The sequence below is a fragment of the Ruegeria conchae genome, assembly GCF_000192475.1.
Classification (GTDB): domain Bacteria; phylum Pseudomonadota; class Alphaproteobacteria; order Rhodobacterales; family Rhodobacteraceae; genus Ruegeria; species Ruegeria conchae.
Window position 1 is genome coordinate 299,698 of sequence record NZ_AEYW01000001.1, and the last position, 16,526, is coordinate 316,223.

Genomic DNA, 16,526 nt, shown 5'->3' on the forward strand with positions numbered 1-16,526 from the left:
TGCCGCAAGAACGGCGGTATGATCCGTCTGCTTGCCTTCCTGTTACTCACCGCCTGCTCTGGTGGCATGCCCTATTTCCGCGACCAGCCCGCAACACGTGTTGCGGTAAATGGCAGCGTGTTTGACGTCCGCGTCCGCAACGAACTGGCCGAAGCCGTCCGCATAAACCCGCAATACGCGCCGCGCCTTGGTCCGATCCGCGACCGCGCCGCGCTGGCGATGGCACAGGTCTCGGGCTGTCCGCTTCTGGACGTTCTGGGCGACGCGGCCGTAACTGTAGGCGTGCTGGGCTGCGACAAGGAACTGGGGGAAAAGCTGATTTTCGGAGCGCTCCTACGCCGCCCTTATGAATGCGTCGATTATGGCTATTACGAAGACTATGGATATCAGGCCTTCGAATGTTCGCCGTATTAAGATACGCGAAACCCTGCGTAGTTTTGCCAAGATATTGTGGATAACTCGGCCAATCATCCCATATCCTGCGCAATCACGTTGACACCTCCCCCATCCGTTGCGCAGACTTCCTAACCATAGGAATCACACCAAGAGCAGCCATTGCGCTTTAGCAAACTCAAACTGACCGGCTTCAAAAGCTTTGTTGACCCGACCGATCTGATCATCGCGGACGGGTTGACCGGAGTCGTCGGTCCCAATGGCTGTGGCAAATCCAACCTTCTGGAAGCTCTGCGCTGGGTGATGGGCGAAAACCGCCCCAAATCCATGCGCGGCGGGGCGATGGAGGATGTGATCTTTGCGGGCGCGGCGACCCGGCCCGCAAGGAACTTTGCCGAGGTGGTCCTGACCATGGATAACTCGGAACGTCTGGCGCCATCCGGCTTCAATGACAGTGACCAGTTGGAGATTGTCCGCCGCATCACCCGCGACGTGGGCAGCGCCTATAAGACCAACGGCAAGGATGTCCGCGCCCGCGACGTGCAGATGCTGTTTGCCGATGCCTCGACCGGGGCGCACTCACCTGCGCTGGTGGGGCAAAACCGCATTGCCGAATTGATCAACGCCAAGCCCCGCGCGCGCCGACGCATTCTGGAAGAGGCTGCGGGTATTTCGGGCCTCTATCAACGCCGCCACGAGGCCGAGCTGAAGCTGAAGGGCACCGAGGCCAACCTGACCCGCGTCGATGACGTGCTGGAACAGTTGGGCGGCCAGTTGGCGCAACTCGCCCGTCAGGCCCGTCAGGCCGCGCGTTACCGCGAGATTGGTGAACAGCTGCGTCAAGCCGAGGGCATGCTGCTCTATCGTCGCTGGAAAGAGGCTGACATGGCTCGCCAAGCGGCAGAAGAAAAGCTGCGAGACCGGATCACCGAAGCCTCCCGCGCCGAGGCATCCGCCCGCGAATCCGCAGCCAAACGCGCCGAGATCGAGGAAACCCTGCCACCCCTGCGCGAGGAAGAGGCTATTGCTGCCGCCGTCCTGCAGCGACAGCAGGTGCAACGCGATCAACTCTCGGATCAGGAAACCCGTGCGCGCCAGACGATCGAGACGCTGACCAACCGGATCCAGCAACTGGGCAACGACATCGAACGCGAATCCGGCCTGAACCGCGATGCGGGTGAGATGATCGAACGGCTGGAATGGGAGGCGCGCGAGCTGGCCAAAGCCGCCGAGGGCTATGACGAAAAGGTCGCCGAAGCTGCGGAAGTTGCCCGCGAAGCCGCTTCGGTTTTGCAAGATCGCGAAGATCACCTGTCGCAGGAAACCGAAGACATGGCGCGCCTGGTGGCGCGACACCAATCGGCGCAGCGATTGGTTGAAGACAGCCGCAAGACACTGACCCGCTCCGAAGGCGAAGAGGAAAAGGCCCGGGCCGCCGTGGACGAGGCGCGCAATGCTCTGTCCCGCGCCAGCGAGGCGTTCGAGACCGCGCAGGAGGGCGAAGAAGAGGCCCGTGAAGCTGCTGAGTCCGCCGAAGAAGCGCTCGCCGCTGCCGATGAGCTGCGCAACGACACGCAGGCGCGTGAGGCAGAGGCCCGCGCCAAGCGCTCCGAGGCGGAAGGCGAGTTGGGTGCGATCCGGGCCGAAACCTCCGCACTAGCGAAACTGGTCGAACGCGATACGGCTGAGGGTGGGCAGGTGCTCGACCTGTTGCGCGTGGCGTCGGGCCATGAAAAGGCACTGGGCGCCGCGCTGGCCGATGACCTACGCGCGCCGCTGGTCGAGGGCGACGGTCCTTCGGGCTGGGTGCAGGTCGTGGGCTATGACAGCGATCAACCCTTGCCAGATGGGGCCGAGCCTCTGGCCTTGCATGTGTCCGGTCCCGACCGGCTCAGCCGCCGGATCGCGCAAATTGGTCTGGTCGATGCGGATCAGGGGGCACGGTTGCAGGCGTCGCTGAAACCTGGGCAACGGCTGGTCTCGCGCTCGGGCGACCTGTGGCGCTGGGACGGGTTCCGCGCTTGGGCCGAAGACGCGCCAAGCGCCGCCGCTCTGCGGCTGGAACAGCTGAACAAGCTGGAAGCGCTGAAACAGGAACTGACCCGCACCGAGGCACAAGCCGACGGTGCACGCGCCGCGCATGAGGCGCTGTCCCAGCAACTGGCCGACGTCACCGAAGCCGACCGTCGCGCCCGCGAGGCTCGTCGCGCTGCCGACCAGCGCATGGCGGAAACGGCGCGGATGCTCAGCCGGGCCGAGGCCGATCGCAATCTGGCACAGGGCAAGCTGGAAACACTAACACTGGCTGTTGACCGCCATAAGGAAGATGCAATGTCTGCCCGCGCGCAACTGCGCGAGGCTGAGGGCGCGCTGACCGGACTGGGCGACCTCGACAGCGCCCGCGCGCAGGTCGAGGACATCAAACAGACGGTCGAGGCGGCGCGGATCACCATGCTGACCCACCGCTCGACCCATGACGAACTGCGCCGCGAGGGCGAGGCCCGCACCCGACGCACGCAGGAGGTGACCAAGGACCTTAGCGGTTGGCGGCACCGTCTGGAAACGGCGGAAAAGCGGATATCGGAACTGGCCGAACGCAAGGAAAGTTCGGAAGAGGAACTGACCGAGGCCATGGCCGCCCCCAGCGAAATCGCCGAGGCGCGGGAAGAGCTGAACGAGCTGATCGAAACCGCCGAGGCCCGCCGCGCCGAAGCCGCCGACAAGCTGGCCGAAGCCGAGACCCAGCAGCGCGAGATCGTGCTGGCCGAACGCGAAGCCGAACGTCTGGCCTCGGAAGCGCGCGAAAGCCGCGCGGCGGCTGAGGCGCGTTGTGACGCGGCCAGGGAAAGCGTGGTCGCGGCGGCGGAACGGATTGCCGAGGACCAGCAACTGACGCCAAACCAGTTGCTGAACCAGCTCGACACCAACCCCGATCAGATGCCCGCCGCCGACGCGCTGGAGGCCGAAGTGAACCGCCACAAGCGCCAGCGCGACGCGATGGGGGCGGTGAATCTGCGTGCCGAAGAGGACAGCAAGGAAGTTCAGGAAGAATTCGACACGCTGAATGGGGAAAAGGGTGATCTGGAAGAGGCGATCAAGGCCTTGCGCAGCGGTATCGCCAGCCTCAACCGCGAAGGGCGCGAACGTCTGTTGACCGCATTTGAACAGGTGAACTCGAACTTCGCGATGCTGTTCAAGCACCTTTTCGGCGGCGGTGAGGCAAATCTGGTCATGGTTGAAAGCGACGACCCGCTGGATGCGGGCCTTGAGATCATGTGCCAACCGCCGGGCAAGAAGCTGTCGACCCTCAGCCTGCTGTCAGGTGGGGAGCAGACCCTGACGGCGACTGCGCTGATTTTTGGCGTCTTCCTCGCTAACCCGGCCCCGATCTGTGTGCTCGACGAGGTCGACGCGCCGCTCGATGACGCCAACGTCACCCGCTTTTGCGACCTGCTGGACGAGATGTGCCGCCAGACCGACACCCGCTTCCTGATCATCACCCACCACGCGGTGACTATGGCGCGGATGGATCGTCTGTTTGGTGTGACGATGCAGGAACAGGGCGTTAGCCAACTGGTCTCGGTCGACCTCAAGAAGGCCGAGCAGATGGTCGCCTGAACGATCACTGCAACGTTATGAGCCATGGCCCGCATATCAAGTTAGGCTGGCATCATGATCCGATACTTCATTCTCGCACTGCTGGCGGCCAATCCCCTCTGGGCTGCCGACTGGCCCACCAAGCCCGGCGACATCCCATTGTCGCCTCAGGAACTTGAGGCGCTGGCAGGTCGCACATTAACCTTCTACGACGACGGCCAATCCAAATTTTCGGCCGGAGGGGCCTATTCCTACACCTACGCCAGCGGAGATTCCGCCTTTGGCACGTATTCCATCGCCCAGGATGGCAGCGTCTGCATCGCCTATCGCAACGGATTCAGCCGTTGCGATCTGTATGTTCGCAGTGGGGAACGGTTGATCCTGATCGACGAGAAAGGTGACCGCTATCCGATCAAGAGCGAGTAAATGATCTATTTTTTCCAGCCAAAGCGACATATCGATAGAAATTATGATCGCATAGGGTGAAGAACGGGATAATTTTTAGCTGTTGAAGTTGTAGAATGCTCCAGATCAATAGATTTTATGGGGTTCACAATATGTGCCGTTTTTTAGCTTGGGTTGGGGAACAGCGATATCTGGATGAGTTGGTTCAAGAGCAGGAGCAATCGCTGGTCATTCAAAGCCGCAACGCATTGATAGGGAAGACACCGATCAATGCCGATGGGTTTGGACTGGCTTGGTATTCTGACCGCGAAACGCCTTGTTTCTACAAGGACACTCATCCCGCGTGGTCCGATGCAAATCTCAAGCAACTGGCACATCACACACGATCACGACTGTTTCTGGCCCATGTGCGAGCGTCGACTGGCACTGCGACTTCGCGTAACAATTGCCACCCGTTCGGTGTTGGAAAATGGAGCTTCATGCATAATGGCCAGGCTGGTGGGCATGACCAAATCCGGCAAGAGCTCGACTCAATGATCCCGGCACATTTGTACGGGCACCGAATGGGTGCCACGGAAAGCGAGGCGATCTTTCTGATTGCTCATGGTGAAGGTCTGGATTCAAACCCGATCGGCTCAATGGCACGGGCCGTGGGGCGGGTGGAAGCGCTGTCCCGACAATGCGGGTCGTTACCCTATATGCGGTTTGCGGCGTGCTGGTCAGATGGCAAGCGTGTATTTGCGGCGCGCTATGCGTCTGATCGTTATGCACCCAGTCTGCATTACCGGACCTCCGACGACGGTATAGTGATATCGTCCGAACCGCTTGATGCAGACAGTGACGGCTGGGTTGAAGTACAACCCAATACCGCCATCGTTACAGAAGGCTCGGTGGTATCGATCCATGCGTTTGATCCGTCAGTGAAACGTGAACCGGCAAAGGTCGCCTAGGCGCTGATCCTTATAGCTGGTTCAACAGCTGTGTCGTTGGCCAGGCATCGGCCGGTAGACCTAGTTGTACCTGTTCGGCCTGCACCGCTGCGCGTGTTCCGGCCCCAAGTATGCCGTCGATCTTGCCCACGTCGTGCCCCCGCGCCTGCAATTTTGTCTGCAACTGCTTCATCTGAGCGCCGGTCAGCCCCGGCGTTGGGTTGCCTGCGTCGTAGATCTGCGCGCCTTCCAGCCGTGTGCCGAAATAGGCGGCCGTCAGGACGTAAACGAAGCTCTGGTTCCATTCGAAATAAACATCGAAATTCGGGTAAGCCAGAAAGGCGGGGCCCTTGTGCCCTTGTGGCAGGATAAGCGAGGCGGGCAGGTCGCTCAAAGACCCACTGCGCGCCTGTACGCCCATCGCCTGCCACTCGGACACCGGGCGGGGCTTGCCGGGGCCTGATAGTGACCAGTCCATCTGCGCGGGCACTGTGACCTCCTGCAGCCATGGCTGACCCGGTTGCCAACCCAGATGCGACAGCATTTTGGCCCCGGACATCAGTGCATCCGGCACCGAGGTTTTTAGCGAAACCTTGCCGTCTCCGTCCCCATCCACGCCGTTTTCCAAAATGTCGCGCGGCAGCATCTGCACCATGCCAATCTCGCCCGCCCATGCGCCGGTGGTGCGGGTCGGGTCGAAATTGCCTTGTTGATACAGCTCGATGGCAGCGAAGATTTGCGGCCGGAACAGCTCGGGGCGGCGGCAATCATGGGCAAGCGTCACCAGCGCGTTTCGGGTGTTGAAATCACCCTGAAACGCGCCGTAGTCGGTCTCGAAAGCCCAGAACGCCAGCAACACACCTCGCGAAATGCCGTATTCACGCTCAATCCGGTCAAATACGGCATCGTACTTCCCTGACATGGCCTTACCCCGGTCGATCCGGTTTTGCGAGATCAGTCGGCGCGAAAAGTCGATGAAGGGTTTTTGGAATACGCCCTGCGCGCGGTCAGCTTTCAGAACGGCTCCGTCCTGCTGCGCGCCGTTGAAGAAGCTGTCAACGGTGGACTTGTCGAAACCCTGCTGAATGGCTTCGGCTTTCAGCCCTTTGACGAAGGTATTGAACCCACCGCCGCACTGGGCAAGGGCGGGTGAGGCGAAGAAGGCGGCGGCAATAAGGCCGGAAAGGAAACGCATGGGTCTGATCCGTCAGAATATGAAGTTGAACCCAACCCACACCGACACGAGCCCAAGCGCAAGCCCCCAAACCTGCCAGAGCATGTTGGATGCGCGAAAAACCTCTGCCGCGTCGATATCTTGCCGGGCATTCCCGTTCACCCAGGCGAGACCCCGCATCTGCCCGTCATAGCTGCGCGGCCCGGCCAGCGCGATATCCAGCGCGCGCGCCATCGCGGCCTCGGGCCAGCCTGCGTTGGGTGAGATATGGCGGCTTGCATCCTCTACCATTTCTCCCCAGCGCGACCATTGGCCGGACAGCGCCACGATCAATACAAACGTCAGGCGTGCCGGGACAAGGTTCAGCAGATCGTCCAGCCGCGCCGCTGCCCAACCGAAGGCGCGGTACTTGTCGTTGCGATAGCCGATCATACTGTCGGCGGTGTTGACGACCTTGTAGACCAGCAGCCCCGGCAGACCCCCGACTAGAAACCAGAAGGCTGGGGCAATCACCCCGTCGCTCAGGTTTTCGGCTGCGCTTTCGATGGCCGAGCGCGCCACCTGCGCCTCGGTCATGTCCCGCGTATCGCGCGAGACGATCATGGCGACCTGAGCGCGCCCTTCGGCAAGCGAGGTCAACAGGCCTTCGCCAACTGCGCGAACATGGGTGATCAGGGATTTCTGTGCCAGAAGGATGGCGCAGACCACGATCTCGACGATCGGACCAAGCAGTGCCAGCAACCGGCCAAGGATGAGTGCCGCCACAACCAGGATGAGTACCGTCGCAACCCCTTTGAGGCGGCGATACGCCTCATGGTTCAGCCGGTTGTCTAGCCAGCCAATCGCGTTGCCCATCAATACGGCAGGGTGGCGAATCCGCGACCACAGCCAATCCGGCTCACCCAGTGCTGCGTCCAGACACATGGCGCAGACCAATAGAAACGCGGTGCTCACAGCGCTGCTTCCAAACGGGCCCAGCCGTCTGCTGGCGGTAATCCAAGGCGCAGGTAGGTTCTGGAATAGGGGAATATACGGCTCCAGATATGCGCCCGTGCCAGCCGGTTCTGCCATGCGGTGGCATCGTCTACGTCATAGAGGCGGAACAGGCTGGTCCCACCGATCAACCGCGCACCTTGGGCCGTTACAAGCTGATCCAGCCGGGTTGCGTCATTTGCCAGACGCATGCGGGTATCTTCCGCCCAATCCGTATCGTGCAGCGCTTGCGTACCGATCCGCAGCGCCGGGCCGGAAACCGCCCAGGGTCCGGTCAGGTCGTTCAACCGCGCGATCAGATCGGGATGGCCGATCGCAAAACCCAGCCGCAACCCGGCCAGCCCCCAAAACTTGCCAAAACTCTTCAACACCACGACGCCGGGCCGCCCCGCCAGATGGATCAGCGAGGCGCAGGGGGTGACGTCGCAAAAGCTTTCATCGATCACCGTCAGCGGTGCATTGGCATCCGCGTCCTGCCAGATGCGCCCGTCGGGATTGTTGGGGTGCACGATGACCCGCGCCTGAGCGGGGCCAGTCTCGTGCACCGTCCAGCCCTGCGCGGTGAACGCGGCGGCATGTTCGTTATAGGTGGGCATTGTGATCTGCACGCGGCCCGCTTTGGCCAGCGCGGGCAAGCGGGCAATCACTGCTGAAGCGCCGGGCGAGGGCAGAATCTCGGCCCCGCCCGGCACATTCCAAAACACCCGCGCCGCGTCCGACAGGCGTTCGAACGCGCCATGATCGGGCAGTTCCATCCAGTCCGACGGCTGCAGGCCCGAGACCTGATACGCGTGCGGATTGATCCCGGTGGACAGATCGATCCAGTCTGTGCGAAGGCCTCCGGACCGTGCCATCGCGCCATCCAGACCACCGCCATGATCGCGCGCGGCCCGAGGGTTCAATCTGTCATCCTGTCCAACCATCAGCCCCAGCCGGAATCGCCTATTTCTCATGCTTCAAGCGGATTTTTGCCGCTCATACAAGCGAATCCGCCAGTTCACGGCCCTGTGCTGGCGCTGTTAACACTTTGTTAAGGAAATCGCGTGATCACGGACAACAGGGGTCGGCACCACTCACCCATATCACGTGCCGAGGTTGTTGCAAATGAAAGTACTAATTGTTGAGAGTAACCCCGATCTAGGTCGGGTCTGGCAACGGCATCTGCAAAGGCAGGAGGCCGAGGTCACTTTGGTTGAGACGCAAGAGGCTGCAATATTGGCGCTCTATGGCACAGCCTTCGATATCATCGTGTTGGATCTGGTTCTGGAAACCGGCAGCGCCTTGGCGGTTGCCGATTTTGCAAGCTATCGCAGGCCCGAGGCGCGGGTGATCTTTGTCACCAACACCACATTCTTCTCGGACGGGTCCATCTTTGCCCATAGTGCGAATGCATGCGCCTATGTGCAAAGCTCCACCCCGCCCGAGGATCTGGCAGCAATGGTCGAGCACTACGCCGCCGGGCGCTGATCCCGTCCATGGGGTTCTGAATAATCCAGCTCTGGGTTCACCGGAGTGATCCGATGCGGATTGATGCTATCGTGGCTGTAGTGATAGTGGCGCACAATGTGGTTCATGTTCACCGTCTCGGCCACGCAGGGCCACTGATACAGCTCTCGGGTAAAGGCCCAGAGGTTCGGGTAATCCACCAGCCGCCGTTTGTTGCATTTGAAATGCAGGTGATAAACCGGGTCGAACCGGATCAGAGTGGTGAACAAGCGCCAGTCGGCCTCGGTCACGCGGTCACCCATCAGATAGCGGTTGCGTGACAGACGATCCTCAAGCCAGTCCAGCGTGTCGAACAGAGGGCCAATGGCCGCGTCATACGCCTCTTGCGAGGTGGCGAAGCCGCATTTGTATACCCCGTTATTAACATCGGAATAGATGCGCGCGTTGACCTCTTCGATCTCGTCCCGCATCGCCTCGGGCCAGTAGTCGTCGGTGTTGCCGGTGATCCCGTTGAAAGCCGAATTGAACATGCGGATGATTTCCGAGCTTTCGTTCGAGACGATGGTCTTTTCCACTTTGTCCCACAGGATCGGCACCGTCACGCGGCCTGAATAGTTGGGGTCGGCACGGGTATAGATCTGATGGGCAAAGTCATGTCCGAACAGTTTGTCTCCTGTCGCTCCATGGTCGTCTGTCTCAAAGGTCCAGCCTTTATCCAGCATATCCGGATGTACCACCGAGACTGAGATGTGTTCTCGCAACCCCTTCAACTCGCGAAAGATCAGCGTGCGATGCGCCCAGGGGCAGGCGTGAGAGACATACAGATGATATCGCCCGCTCTCCGCCTCAAAACAGCCACGCCCCGAGGGGCCAGGTGCCCCATTGGCGGTGATCCAGTTGCGAAACTGTGCGGCCGAACGTTTGAACGCCCCGCCAGTGGATTTGGTATCATACCAGGTGTCATGCCAAACGCCGTCGACAAGCAGGCCCATCGTCATTCCTCCGCATTGCGATTGAGACAAAGATAGGCTGTTGCGGCTCAGGTTCCTATTTCACCGCGCGCGCAACTGACCTGCATCCGCGCACAGTGTCATCGGGACACCTGCGCAACAGATCGTAAATCTCGGGTCCAAGTGAGACAGTTCACTGGATTTTTACACAAGCTGGTCCACAATAAAGAAAGTTCTGGGGGAAGTTTATTATGAGTACATATGTTTCTAAGGAAATTCGCGCTGAATTGGATGCCGCCCGAATCGCTACATTGAAGAAATCCAGCCGTTTGCGGGTGGAGTTTGGCGACAATAGCTTCAAGATTCTCACATTGTGGAAGGATGGTTTCACCGTCGAGGCCGAAACCACGCCACGCCTGCGTGGGCTCGTCGATATCTATGACGGTGCCAATCACATGTATCAGTGCCTGATCATCGCAGATGAAGAAGCGGTGGGAGAGATGCGCTATGAGTTCAAGCGCAGCACTGTGGCAGCCGACAAGGCCCCGCTGGATTTCTACCGCGCGCCGGATGCACCTATCGCACTGCTTGAAAACCGCGACTGACACGCTCACCGATTGACCTGTGGCACCGACGCGCAGTCGACGCTCGGGCGGTAATGGTGCCACAAGATTTTCAGGTATCGGGCCGGACGATTAGTCGTGGGCCGTCAGGGTCAGGTGCACCGGGAACAGACCATCGATACCGCCTTCGATTCGGTCTCCGGCGACCACGGGCCCGACCCCAGCGGGTGTGCCGGTCAGGATCAGATCGCCGGGGCGCAAATGATAGAAACCCGAGAGATGGCAGATCAGTTCATCAATCTTCCAAACCAGCTCGGACAAAGTGGCGTCCTGTTTCACCTGCCCATTGACGCTGAGATAGATGCGCTTGTCATCCGATGGGCTCCAATGATCGGCGCGGGTCAGCGGGGCGAAGACCGCGCCGCTTTCCACATCCTTGCCCAGATCCCAGGGACGCTGTTTGTTGCGCTCTCGGATCTGCAGGTCGCGGCGCGTCATGTCCAAAGCGCACCCGTAGCCAAAGATCGCCGCGTGGGCCTGTGCAGCCGTGGCCTGGAAGACCGGTTTGCCGATTGCAACGGCCAGTTCCATTTCGTGATGATAATTCTCGGTTCCCGCAGGATAAGCCACATGTGCACCTGTCAAAACCGCGTTGGGCGCGGATTTGGTGAAATAGAATGGCGCCTGACGATCCACCTCATGCCCCATTTCGGCGGCGTGGGCGGCATAATTGCGACCCACGCAGAAAATCCGCCCGATCGGATAGGTCGCCTGCTCCCCCTGTACCGGGATGCTCGGGATGTCCGGAAGCGCAAAAAGTTGGTTGGGCATGATGTGGCTCCGTTCGTTCTCGGACGGGGATTATTGCAAATCGCCAAAGGCGCGTTTGAGGCGGGCGCAAGCCTCTTCCACCCGCGCGCGTTGCGTGGCCAGATTGAACCGCTCGAAGGTTTCTCCTCCGGTGCCGAAGCCGGGACCTGAAGATGTCGCGATCCGCGCATCGTCGCGCAGGCGGAGGACAAATTCATCATGGCTCATCCCGGTGCCAGAGAAATCGACCCAGGCCAGATAGGTCGCCTGTAGCGGCATCGACCACAGGCCCGGAATCTCGGCGATGGCCGTATCAAAGAGCTTCCGGTTGGCATCCAGATGAGCGACCTGTTCATCGACCCATTTTGCACCTTCCGGCGAATAGGCGGCGGTAATCATCGCCACCCCCAGTGCGCTGGGGTCATAGTCCAGCGTTGTGATCCGGTGCCGCATCTCGGCCCGCAGCTTAGCGTCGGGAATGATCATGTTGCCGGTGCGCTGACCGGCGATGTTGAAAGTCTTTGATGCGGCGGTCAGCGTCACGGTCCATGGGCGCGCATCCGGAGCAGCCACATCCATCGGCACGAAGGTATTGCCTGGATAAACCAGATCGTGGTGAATCTCATCCGAAACCAGGATCAGTCCGTTACGTTCTGCAAAAGCTGCTACCGCACGCAGCTCATCCGGTGTCCAAACCCGACCCGAAGGGTTCTGCGGTGAGCACCACAACAGCAGCTTTTCCGAACCGTCCAGCCGAGACTGCGCATCGTCCAGATCAAGCGCATAGCTGTCGCCGTCACGTACCAGAGGGCATTCCACCACGCGACGGCCCGATTTGTTCACCTTATGGGCAAATTCATGGTAAACGGGCGTGAATATAACGACGCCATCACCCGGCTCGCTCCAGACATCCAGACACAGGGCAATCGCATTGCCCAGACCCTGTGAGGTCAGCACCCAATCGGTATCGATCTCCCAATTGTGGCGGGTCTTCATCCACCACTGAATCGCGTTCAGATAATCCGGGTGCGTCCAAGAATAGCCAAACGCGCCATGACCGGCGGCCTTGCGCACTGCTTCGATCACGCAAGGGGCGGTGGCATAGTCGGAATCAGCCGTCCACATGGCCAGCCCATCCTCGGGCGAGACACCATAGAGCTGCTCCATCTTGTCCCATTTCGAAGAATTGGTGCCCCGGCGGTCGATCAGGTCGTTGAAAGTCATGTCATCTCCATCTGTCGAGGCGAAAGCTAACCACAAATCCATCAGGTGCAAGGGGGGCGTTGCGGAGGCGGGCACGATGGCCTAAATCAGCCCCATGAAACGCAATATCCTGATCCATCCCGATCCCCGCCTGAAAAAGGTCTGCGAGCCGGTGGCCGACATCACCGACGACCTGCGCAAACTGGCCGATGACATGCTGGAGACGATGTATGACGCGCCCGGCATTGGCCTTGCTGCGCCGCAGATCGGTGTGCTCGACCGGCTGATCGTGGTGGACTGTGTCAAAGAAGAAGGTGAGGCCCCGCGTCCACTGGTGATGTTCAACCCCGAGGTCATCGCCTCCTCGGACGAGACCAACGTCTACGAAGAAGGCTGCCTGTCGATCCCTGAGCAATATGCCGAAGTCACGCGCCCGAAGACGGTTGATGTCACCTGGCTGGACCGTGACGGTAATCTGCAGCAGGAAACCTTTGATGATCTCTGGGCGACTTGTGTGCAGCACGAGATCGACCATCTGAACGGTAAGCTGTTCATCGACTATCTCAAACCGCTCAAGCGTCAGATGATCACGCGTAAGATGCAGAAGCTCAAGCGCGAAAAGGCCCGCACATGACGGTGCGGACCTGCCTGCCGTGGCCCGATAAACGTCTGCGCACCAAGGCCGAGGACGTCCCCGAGATCACCGACGACATCCGCACCATCTGGGATGACATGATCGATACGATGGAGGCTATGCCGGGTGTTGGCCTCGCTGCGCCGCAGATCGGAGTGATGCTGCGGCTGGCTGTCGTGGATGGCTCGACCCAGCGGGGCAAAGCTGTGCGACTGGCCAACCCCGAGATTCTGCGCAGCTCGGTTGAGCTGCGTGAACATAACGAGGCCAGCCCGAACTTGCCCGGCGTGTCCGCCAAGGTAAAACGCCCGCGCGCAGTGACAGTGAAATTTCTTAACGAACAGGGCCAGATCGACCGCCGCGATTTCGTCGGCATCGAAGCCACCAGCGTACAGCACCAGATCGACCACCTGAACGGGCGGATGTATTTCGACCGGCTCAGCAAGGTCAAACGCGACATGCTGCTGCGCAAGGCGCGCAAATCCACGTAGGCTGGGCTTCAGCCCGGCACCCCAACACCTTCGGAGCCGACGATGCGCATAATCTTCATGGGAACCCCCGATTTCTCGGTCCCCGTTCTAAACGCACTCGTCAAGGCAGGACACGAAATCGTCGCCGTCTATTGCCAACCGCCACGCCCCGCTGGTCGCGGTAAGAAAGACCGCCCGCCTCCGGTCCACGCAAGGGGCGAGGCGCTGGGACTGGAGGTGCGCCATCCGACCTCGCTGAAAACGCCCGAAGAACAGGATAGATTTGCAACGTTGAACGCTGATGTGGCGGTAGTCGTGGCTTATGGCCTGATCCTGCCACAGCCGATCCTTGATGTACCCACCCACGGCTGCTTGAACATCCACGCCAGCCTGCTGCCGCGCTGGCGCGGGGCCGCCCCGATCCATCGCGCAATCATGGCGGGCGATGCGCAGACCGGCATCTGCATCATGCAGATGGAGGCCGGGCTGGACACCGGCCCCGTTCTGCTGCGCGAGGCCACCGAGATCGGCATCGAGGAAACCACCGCGCAACTCCATGACCGCCTGTCGGACATGGGAGCGGCTCTGATCGTTGAGGCTCTGGCCGAACTGCACGGCCTTACACCGGACCCGCAGCCCGAGGACGGCGTGACCTACGCCGCCAAGATCGACAAAGCCGAGGCGCGGATCGACTGGTCGGCCCCCGCACCCGAAGTAGATCGAAAAATCCGTGGTCTCTCCCCATTTCCCGGCGCATGGACCGAAGTCGAGGGCGACCGGATCAAGCTGCTGGCCTCGCGGCTGGCCGAAGGGCAGGGCACGCCCGGCGAGGTGCTGGATGACCACCTGTGCGTGGCCTGTGGCGAAGGCGCGGTTGAGCTGCTGCGCTTGCAAAGGGCAGGCAAGGGCGCGCAGGATAGGGAAACTTTTCTGCGGGGCTGGCCCATCCCGGTCGGCACCCGCCTGTCATCGGAGTAAGCCTAAATGTTCATGATCATGATGGGCACGGTCGTGATTGCCGGGATTGTTGGCTATCTGTCTGAACAGACCGGCTTTACCCATAACGGCTATCTGCAATCGATCATCATCTGCGTGGGTGGTGCCTTCCTGTTCTATTTCGTTCGCATCATGTTCGGCATCAGCTTTGGCCCGCCGGGGCTGGACGCGGTGTTGTCATCGATCGGTGCGTTGATCATCGTGCCCACCCATTGGAGGAAATGACATGCCGATCATCGCCCTGATCATCGTCGGAGCCGCCGCAGGGTTCCTCGCCACCCGCCTGATGCGGATCGAGGCCGACATTCCAACCACCATGCTGATCGGCATCGTCGGCGCTTTGGTGGGCGGCTTGGTCCTGCGCACGCTCATCACCGTGATGGGATGGCTCTCAGGGTTTGTCGGGGCCGTTCTGGGGGCGCTTTTGGTGATCTGGATCTGGCAGACATACATACGGCGCTGAGCGCTTGACCCGACCGTGATCTGCGACCAATGTCCGGGCAATTTTTTGTTGAAAGGCCTCTCATGTCGCATGATCTGACCAAAGGTGACGTCGCCCTGATGGGGGTGCCTCTGGACCTGCATTCCTCGTTCCTGCAAGGCCCCGCCTTTGCGCCGGGCCGCATCCGCGAGGCGCTGCATTCCGGCGCGGCCAATCTGACCGCCGAAGATGGCACCGATCTGGGCGCAACCGAGCGCTTCAAAGATACCGGCGATCTGGATGTGTTCGAGATGATGGGGCAAGAGCCCATTGATCGTATCGAAGCAGGCGCGGCTACCCGGATCGAAACCGGCGCGCGGTTGTTGTCACTGGGCGGCGATCATTCGGTTGCGTACCCGCTGATCAAGGCGCATGCGGATCGGTATGAGGGGTTGAATATCCTGCATATCGACAGCCACCCTGACCTCTATGACAGCCAGCAGATCGGTCCGCTGGGCCATGGCTGCCCGTTTGCCCGGGTGATGGAGACCGGCAAGATCAAGCGCCTCGTACAGATCGGCATCCGCACCATGAACGCGCATCAGCAGGAACAGGCCGACAAATTCGGGGTCGAGGTGATCGACATGCGCAACTGGCGCGCAGATCTGGAGATCAGTTTTGACGGGCCGGTTTACTTGTCATTGGACCTCGACGCGCTGGACCCGGCCTTTGCTCCGGGCGTTTCGCATCACGAACCCGGCGGTCTTAGCACGCGTGAGGTGATCGACCTGATCCATCGGTTCAAGGGTCAACTGGTCGGCGCGGATATTGTCGAATTAAACCCACACCGCGACCCCTATGGAATGACCGCCATGGTGGCGGCGAAATTCGTCAAAGAGATCGGCGCACGGCTGCTGACGCGCTAGCGCTCATCGCAGATTGCGGCGGTCCCAAGTCTTGGGGCCGCGCTCGTTGTCATGTCGTATCGGTTCGCCTCGGATGCGGTCATCCAGTGCATTTCATCCTCGGATGCGGCATCCAGCGTGAACCAGTAGAAGTCCGGGTCGATGCCGATATCTGCGAAATAATCAAGATACCGGTCATGTTCAGGATGACCTTCGGGCAGTTCCGCGGCCACGTAACCTCCACCACCCCAACTGTGAACCCCCACACAGGCGCCGGGTTCCAGCACCCGCCGGTTACCGGCCAGAAACAGGTCAGTTCCGCCAGAGGCGACCAAACCGTTTGATGGTACGACCGTATTGAACCCTTCCTCGCGCACTACGCGGCTGAAGACCACATTCGAGTCATCATCCACCGAGCCTTCGATATTTTGCAGTACCAGTGTCTTGGTCCCTGGGTTTTCGTCCATCACCTCTTCAAACGCGCTGAGCGTTGTGTGGTCGATCGTACCAGACGCCACGATCTGATCCCCTTCGGTCCTGAATGTGACCGGGGTGTAGTGATCTGCACAAGCCGCCAGCAGCAGCGTTGCCGCAAGAAATGAAAGTTGGGGGGTCATAGCGTTCTCGTGTCTGTTTG

Annotated in this window: 19 protein-coding genes; 12 read left to right on the forward strand and 7 right to left on the reverse strand. The window is 60.5% G+C overall.

From position 1 onward, the window contains the following. The first annotated feature begins 18 nt into the window (after positions 1-18). From G7G_RS0101620 to G7G_RS0101635, 4 genes are all read left to right on the forward strand, one after another. Positions 19-414, forward strand: a complete 396-nt coding sequence (locus tag G7G_RS0101620) for a hypothetical protein (RefSeq protein WP_010437637.1) — start codon at positions 19-21, stop codon at positions 412-414. A gap of 141 nt (positions 415-555) precedes the next feature. Beyond that, positions 556-4,011, forward strand: coding sequence for a chromosome segregation SMC family protein (locus G7G_RS0101625; RefSeq protein WP_010437638.1), 3,456 nt, complete (start codon positions 556-558; stop codon positions 4,009-4,011). A gap of 54 nt (positions 4,012-4,065) precedes the next feature. Beyond that, a complete protein-coding gene (locus G7G_RS0101630) occupies positions 4,066-4,416 on the forward strand; it encodes a hypothetical protein (RefSeq protein WP_010437640.1) in 351 nt (116 codons plus the stop codon). Positions 4,417-4,547: 131 nt separating this feature from the next. After that, positions 4,548-5,345 (forward strand): class II glutamine amidotransferase, encoded by a 798-nt coding sequence (locus tag G7G_RS0101635; RefSeq protein WP_029621607.1) that lies wholly within the window; start codon positions 4,548-4,550, stop codon positions 5,343-5,345. 10 nt (positions 5,346-5,355) lie between these two features. On the opposite strand, the gene G7G_RS0101640 is transcribed toward G7G_RS0101635, so the two are convergent. Genes G7G_RS0101640 through G7G_RS0101650 form a run of 3 tightly spaced genes read right to left on the reverse strand, consistent with a single transcriptional unit; the run spans position 5,356 to position 8,414 of the window. Then, the gene (locus G7G_RS0101640; RefSeq protein WP_010437643.1) at positions 5,356-6,519 is read right to left on the reverse strand and encodes a lytic murein transglycosylase; all 1,164 of its coding nucleotides are present in this window, start codon (positions 6,517-6,519) and stop codon (positions 5,356-5,358) included. Between the two features lie 12 nt (positions 6,520-6,531). Next, complete coding sequence (gene cbiB, locus G7G_RS0101645) at positions 6,532-7,452, reverse strand: adenosylcobinamide-phosphate synthase CbiB (protein WP_010437646.1); 921 nt, start codon at positions 7,450-7,452, stop codon at positions 6,532-6,534. Beyond that, positions 7,449-8,414: a threonine-phosphate decarboxylase gene (locus G7G_RS0101650; protein ID WP_010437647.1), complete on the reverse strand. Its 966-nt coding sequence runs from the start codon at positions 8,412-8,414 to the stop codon at positions 7,449-7,451. The genes cbiB and G7G_RS0101650 overlap by 4 nt, the downstream gene beginning before the upstream one ends. Positions 8,415-8,595: 181 nt before the next feature. Between G7G_RS0101650 and G7G_RS0101655 the strand changes: the two genes are divergently transcribed. Beyond that, a complete protein-coding gene (locus G7G_RS0101655) occupies positions 8,596-8,958 on the forward strand; it encodes a response regulator transcription factor (protein ID WP_008756687.1) in 363 nt (120 codons plus the stop codon). Here the strand turns inward: G7G_RS0101655 and G7G_RS0101660 are convergent. After that, the gene (locus G7G_RS0101660) at positions 8,940-9,929 is read right to left on the reverse strand and encodes a glutathione S-transferase family protein (RefSeq protein ID WP_010437650.1); all 990 of its coding nucleotides are present in this window, start codon (positions 9,927-9,929) and stop codon (positions 8,940-8,942) included. The genes G7G_RS0101655 and G7G_RS0101660 overlap by 19 nt on opposite strands. A gap of 209 nt (positions 9,930-10,138) precedes the next feature. Between G7G_RS0101660 and G7G_RS0101665 the strand changes: the two genes are divergently transcribed. Continuing rightward, positions 10,139-10,492: a hypothetical protein gene (locus G7G_RS0101665; protein WP_010437652.1), complete on the forward strand. Its 354-nt coding sequence runs from the start codon at positions 10,139-10,141 to the stop codon at positions 10,490-10,492. Positions 10,493-10,582: 90 nt separating this feature from the next. Here G7G_RS0101665 and G7G_RS0101670 read toward each other — a convergent pair whose 3' ends face one another. Next, the gene (locus G7G_RS0101670; protein WP_010437654.1) at positions 10,583-11,281 is read right to left on the reverse strand and encodes a fumarylacetoacetate hydrolase family protein; all 699 of its coding nucleotides are present in this window, start codon (positions 11,279-11,281) and stop codon (positions 10,583-10,585) included. A 30-nt stretch (positions 11,282-11,311) separates the two neighbouring features. Further along, positions 11,312-12,484, reverse strand: a complete 1,173-nt coding sequence (locus G7G_RS0101675) for a MalY/PatB family protein (RefSeq protein ID WP_010437656.1) — start codon at positions 12,482-12,484, stop codon at positions 11,312-11,314. Positions 12,485-12,578: 94 nt separating this feature from the next. On the opposite strand from G7G_RS0101675, the gene def (G7G_RS0101680) reads away from it, so the two are divergent. From def (G7G_RS0101680) to speB, 6 genes are all read left to right on the forward strand, one after another. Continuing rightward, on the forward strand, positions 12,579-13,097 hold the full coding sequence (gene def / locus G7G_RS0101680; RefSeq protein ID WP_010437659.1) for a peptide deformylase: 519 nt from the start codon (positions 12,579-12,581) through the stop codon (positions 13,095-13,097). Continuing rightward, positions 13,094-13,588, forward strand: coding sequence for a peptide deformylase (def, locus tag G7G_RS0101685; RefSeq protein ID WP_010437661.1), 495 nt, complete (start codon positions 13,094-13,096; stop codon positions 13,586-13,588). The genes def (G7G_RS0101680) and def (G7G_RS0101685) overlap by 4 nt, the downstream gene beginning before the upstream one ends. Before the next feature lie 42 nt (positions 13,589-13,630). Next, on the forward strand, positions 13,631-14,545 hold the full coding sequence (gene fmt / locus G7G_RS0101690) for a methionyl-tRNA formyltransferase (protein WP_010437663.1): 915 nt from the start codon (positions 13,631-13,633) through the stop codon (positions 14,543-14,545). A 6-nt stretch (positions 14,546-14,551) separates the two neighbouring features. Further along, the gene (locus tag G7G_RS0101695) at positions 14,552-14,788 is read left to right on the forward strand and encodes a hypothetical protein (RefSeq protein WP_010437665.1); all 237 of its coding nucleotides are present in this window, start codon (positions 14,552-14,554) and stop codon (positions 14,786-14,788) included. A 1-nt stretch (position 14,789) separates the two neighbouring features. Next, positions 14,790-15,026, forward strand: coding sequence for a GlsB/YeaQ/YmgE family stress response membrane protein (locus G7G_RS0101700; RefSeq protein ID WP_010437667.1), 237 nt, complete (start codon positions 14,790-14,792; stop codon positions 15,024-15,026). Positions 15,027-15,088: 62 nt separating this feature from the next. Next, positions 15,089-15,910 carry an agmatinase gene (gene speB / locus G7G_RS0101705; protein WP_010437669.1) on the forward strand — a complete coding sequence of 274 codons (822 nt, stop codon included), beginning with the start codon at positions 15,089-15,091 and terminating at the stop codon, positions 15,908-15,910. Here speB and G7G_RS0101710 read toward each other — a convergent pair. Beyond that, positions 15,907-16,506 (reverse strand): COG3904 family protein, encoded by a 600-nt coding sequence (locus G7G_RS0101710; RefSeq protein ID WP_010437670.1) that lies wholly within the window; start codon positions 16,504-16,506, stop codon positions 15,907-15,909. The two genes, speB and G7G_RS0101710, sit on opposite strands and share 4 nt — an antisense overlap. Between the last annotated feature and the right edge of the window lie 20 nt (positions 16,507-16,526).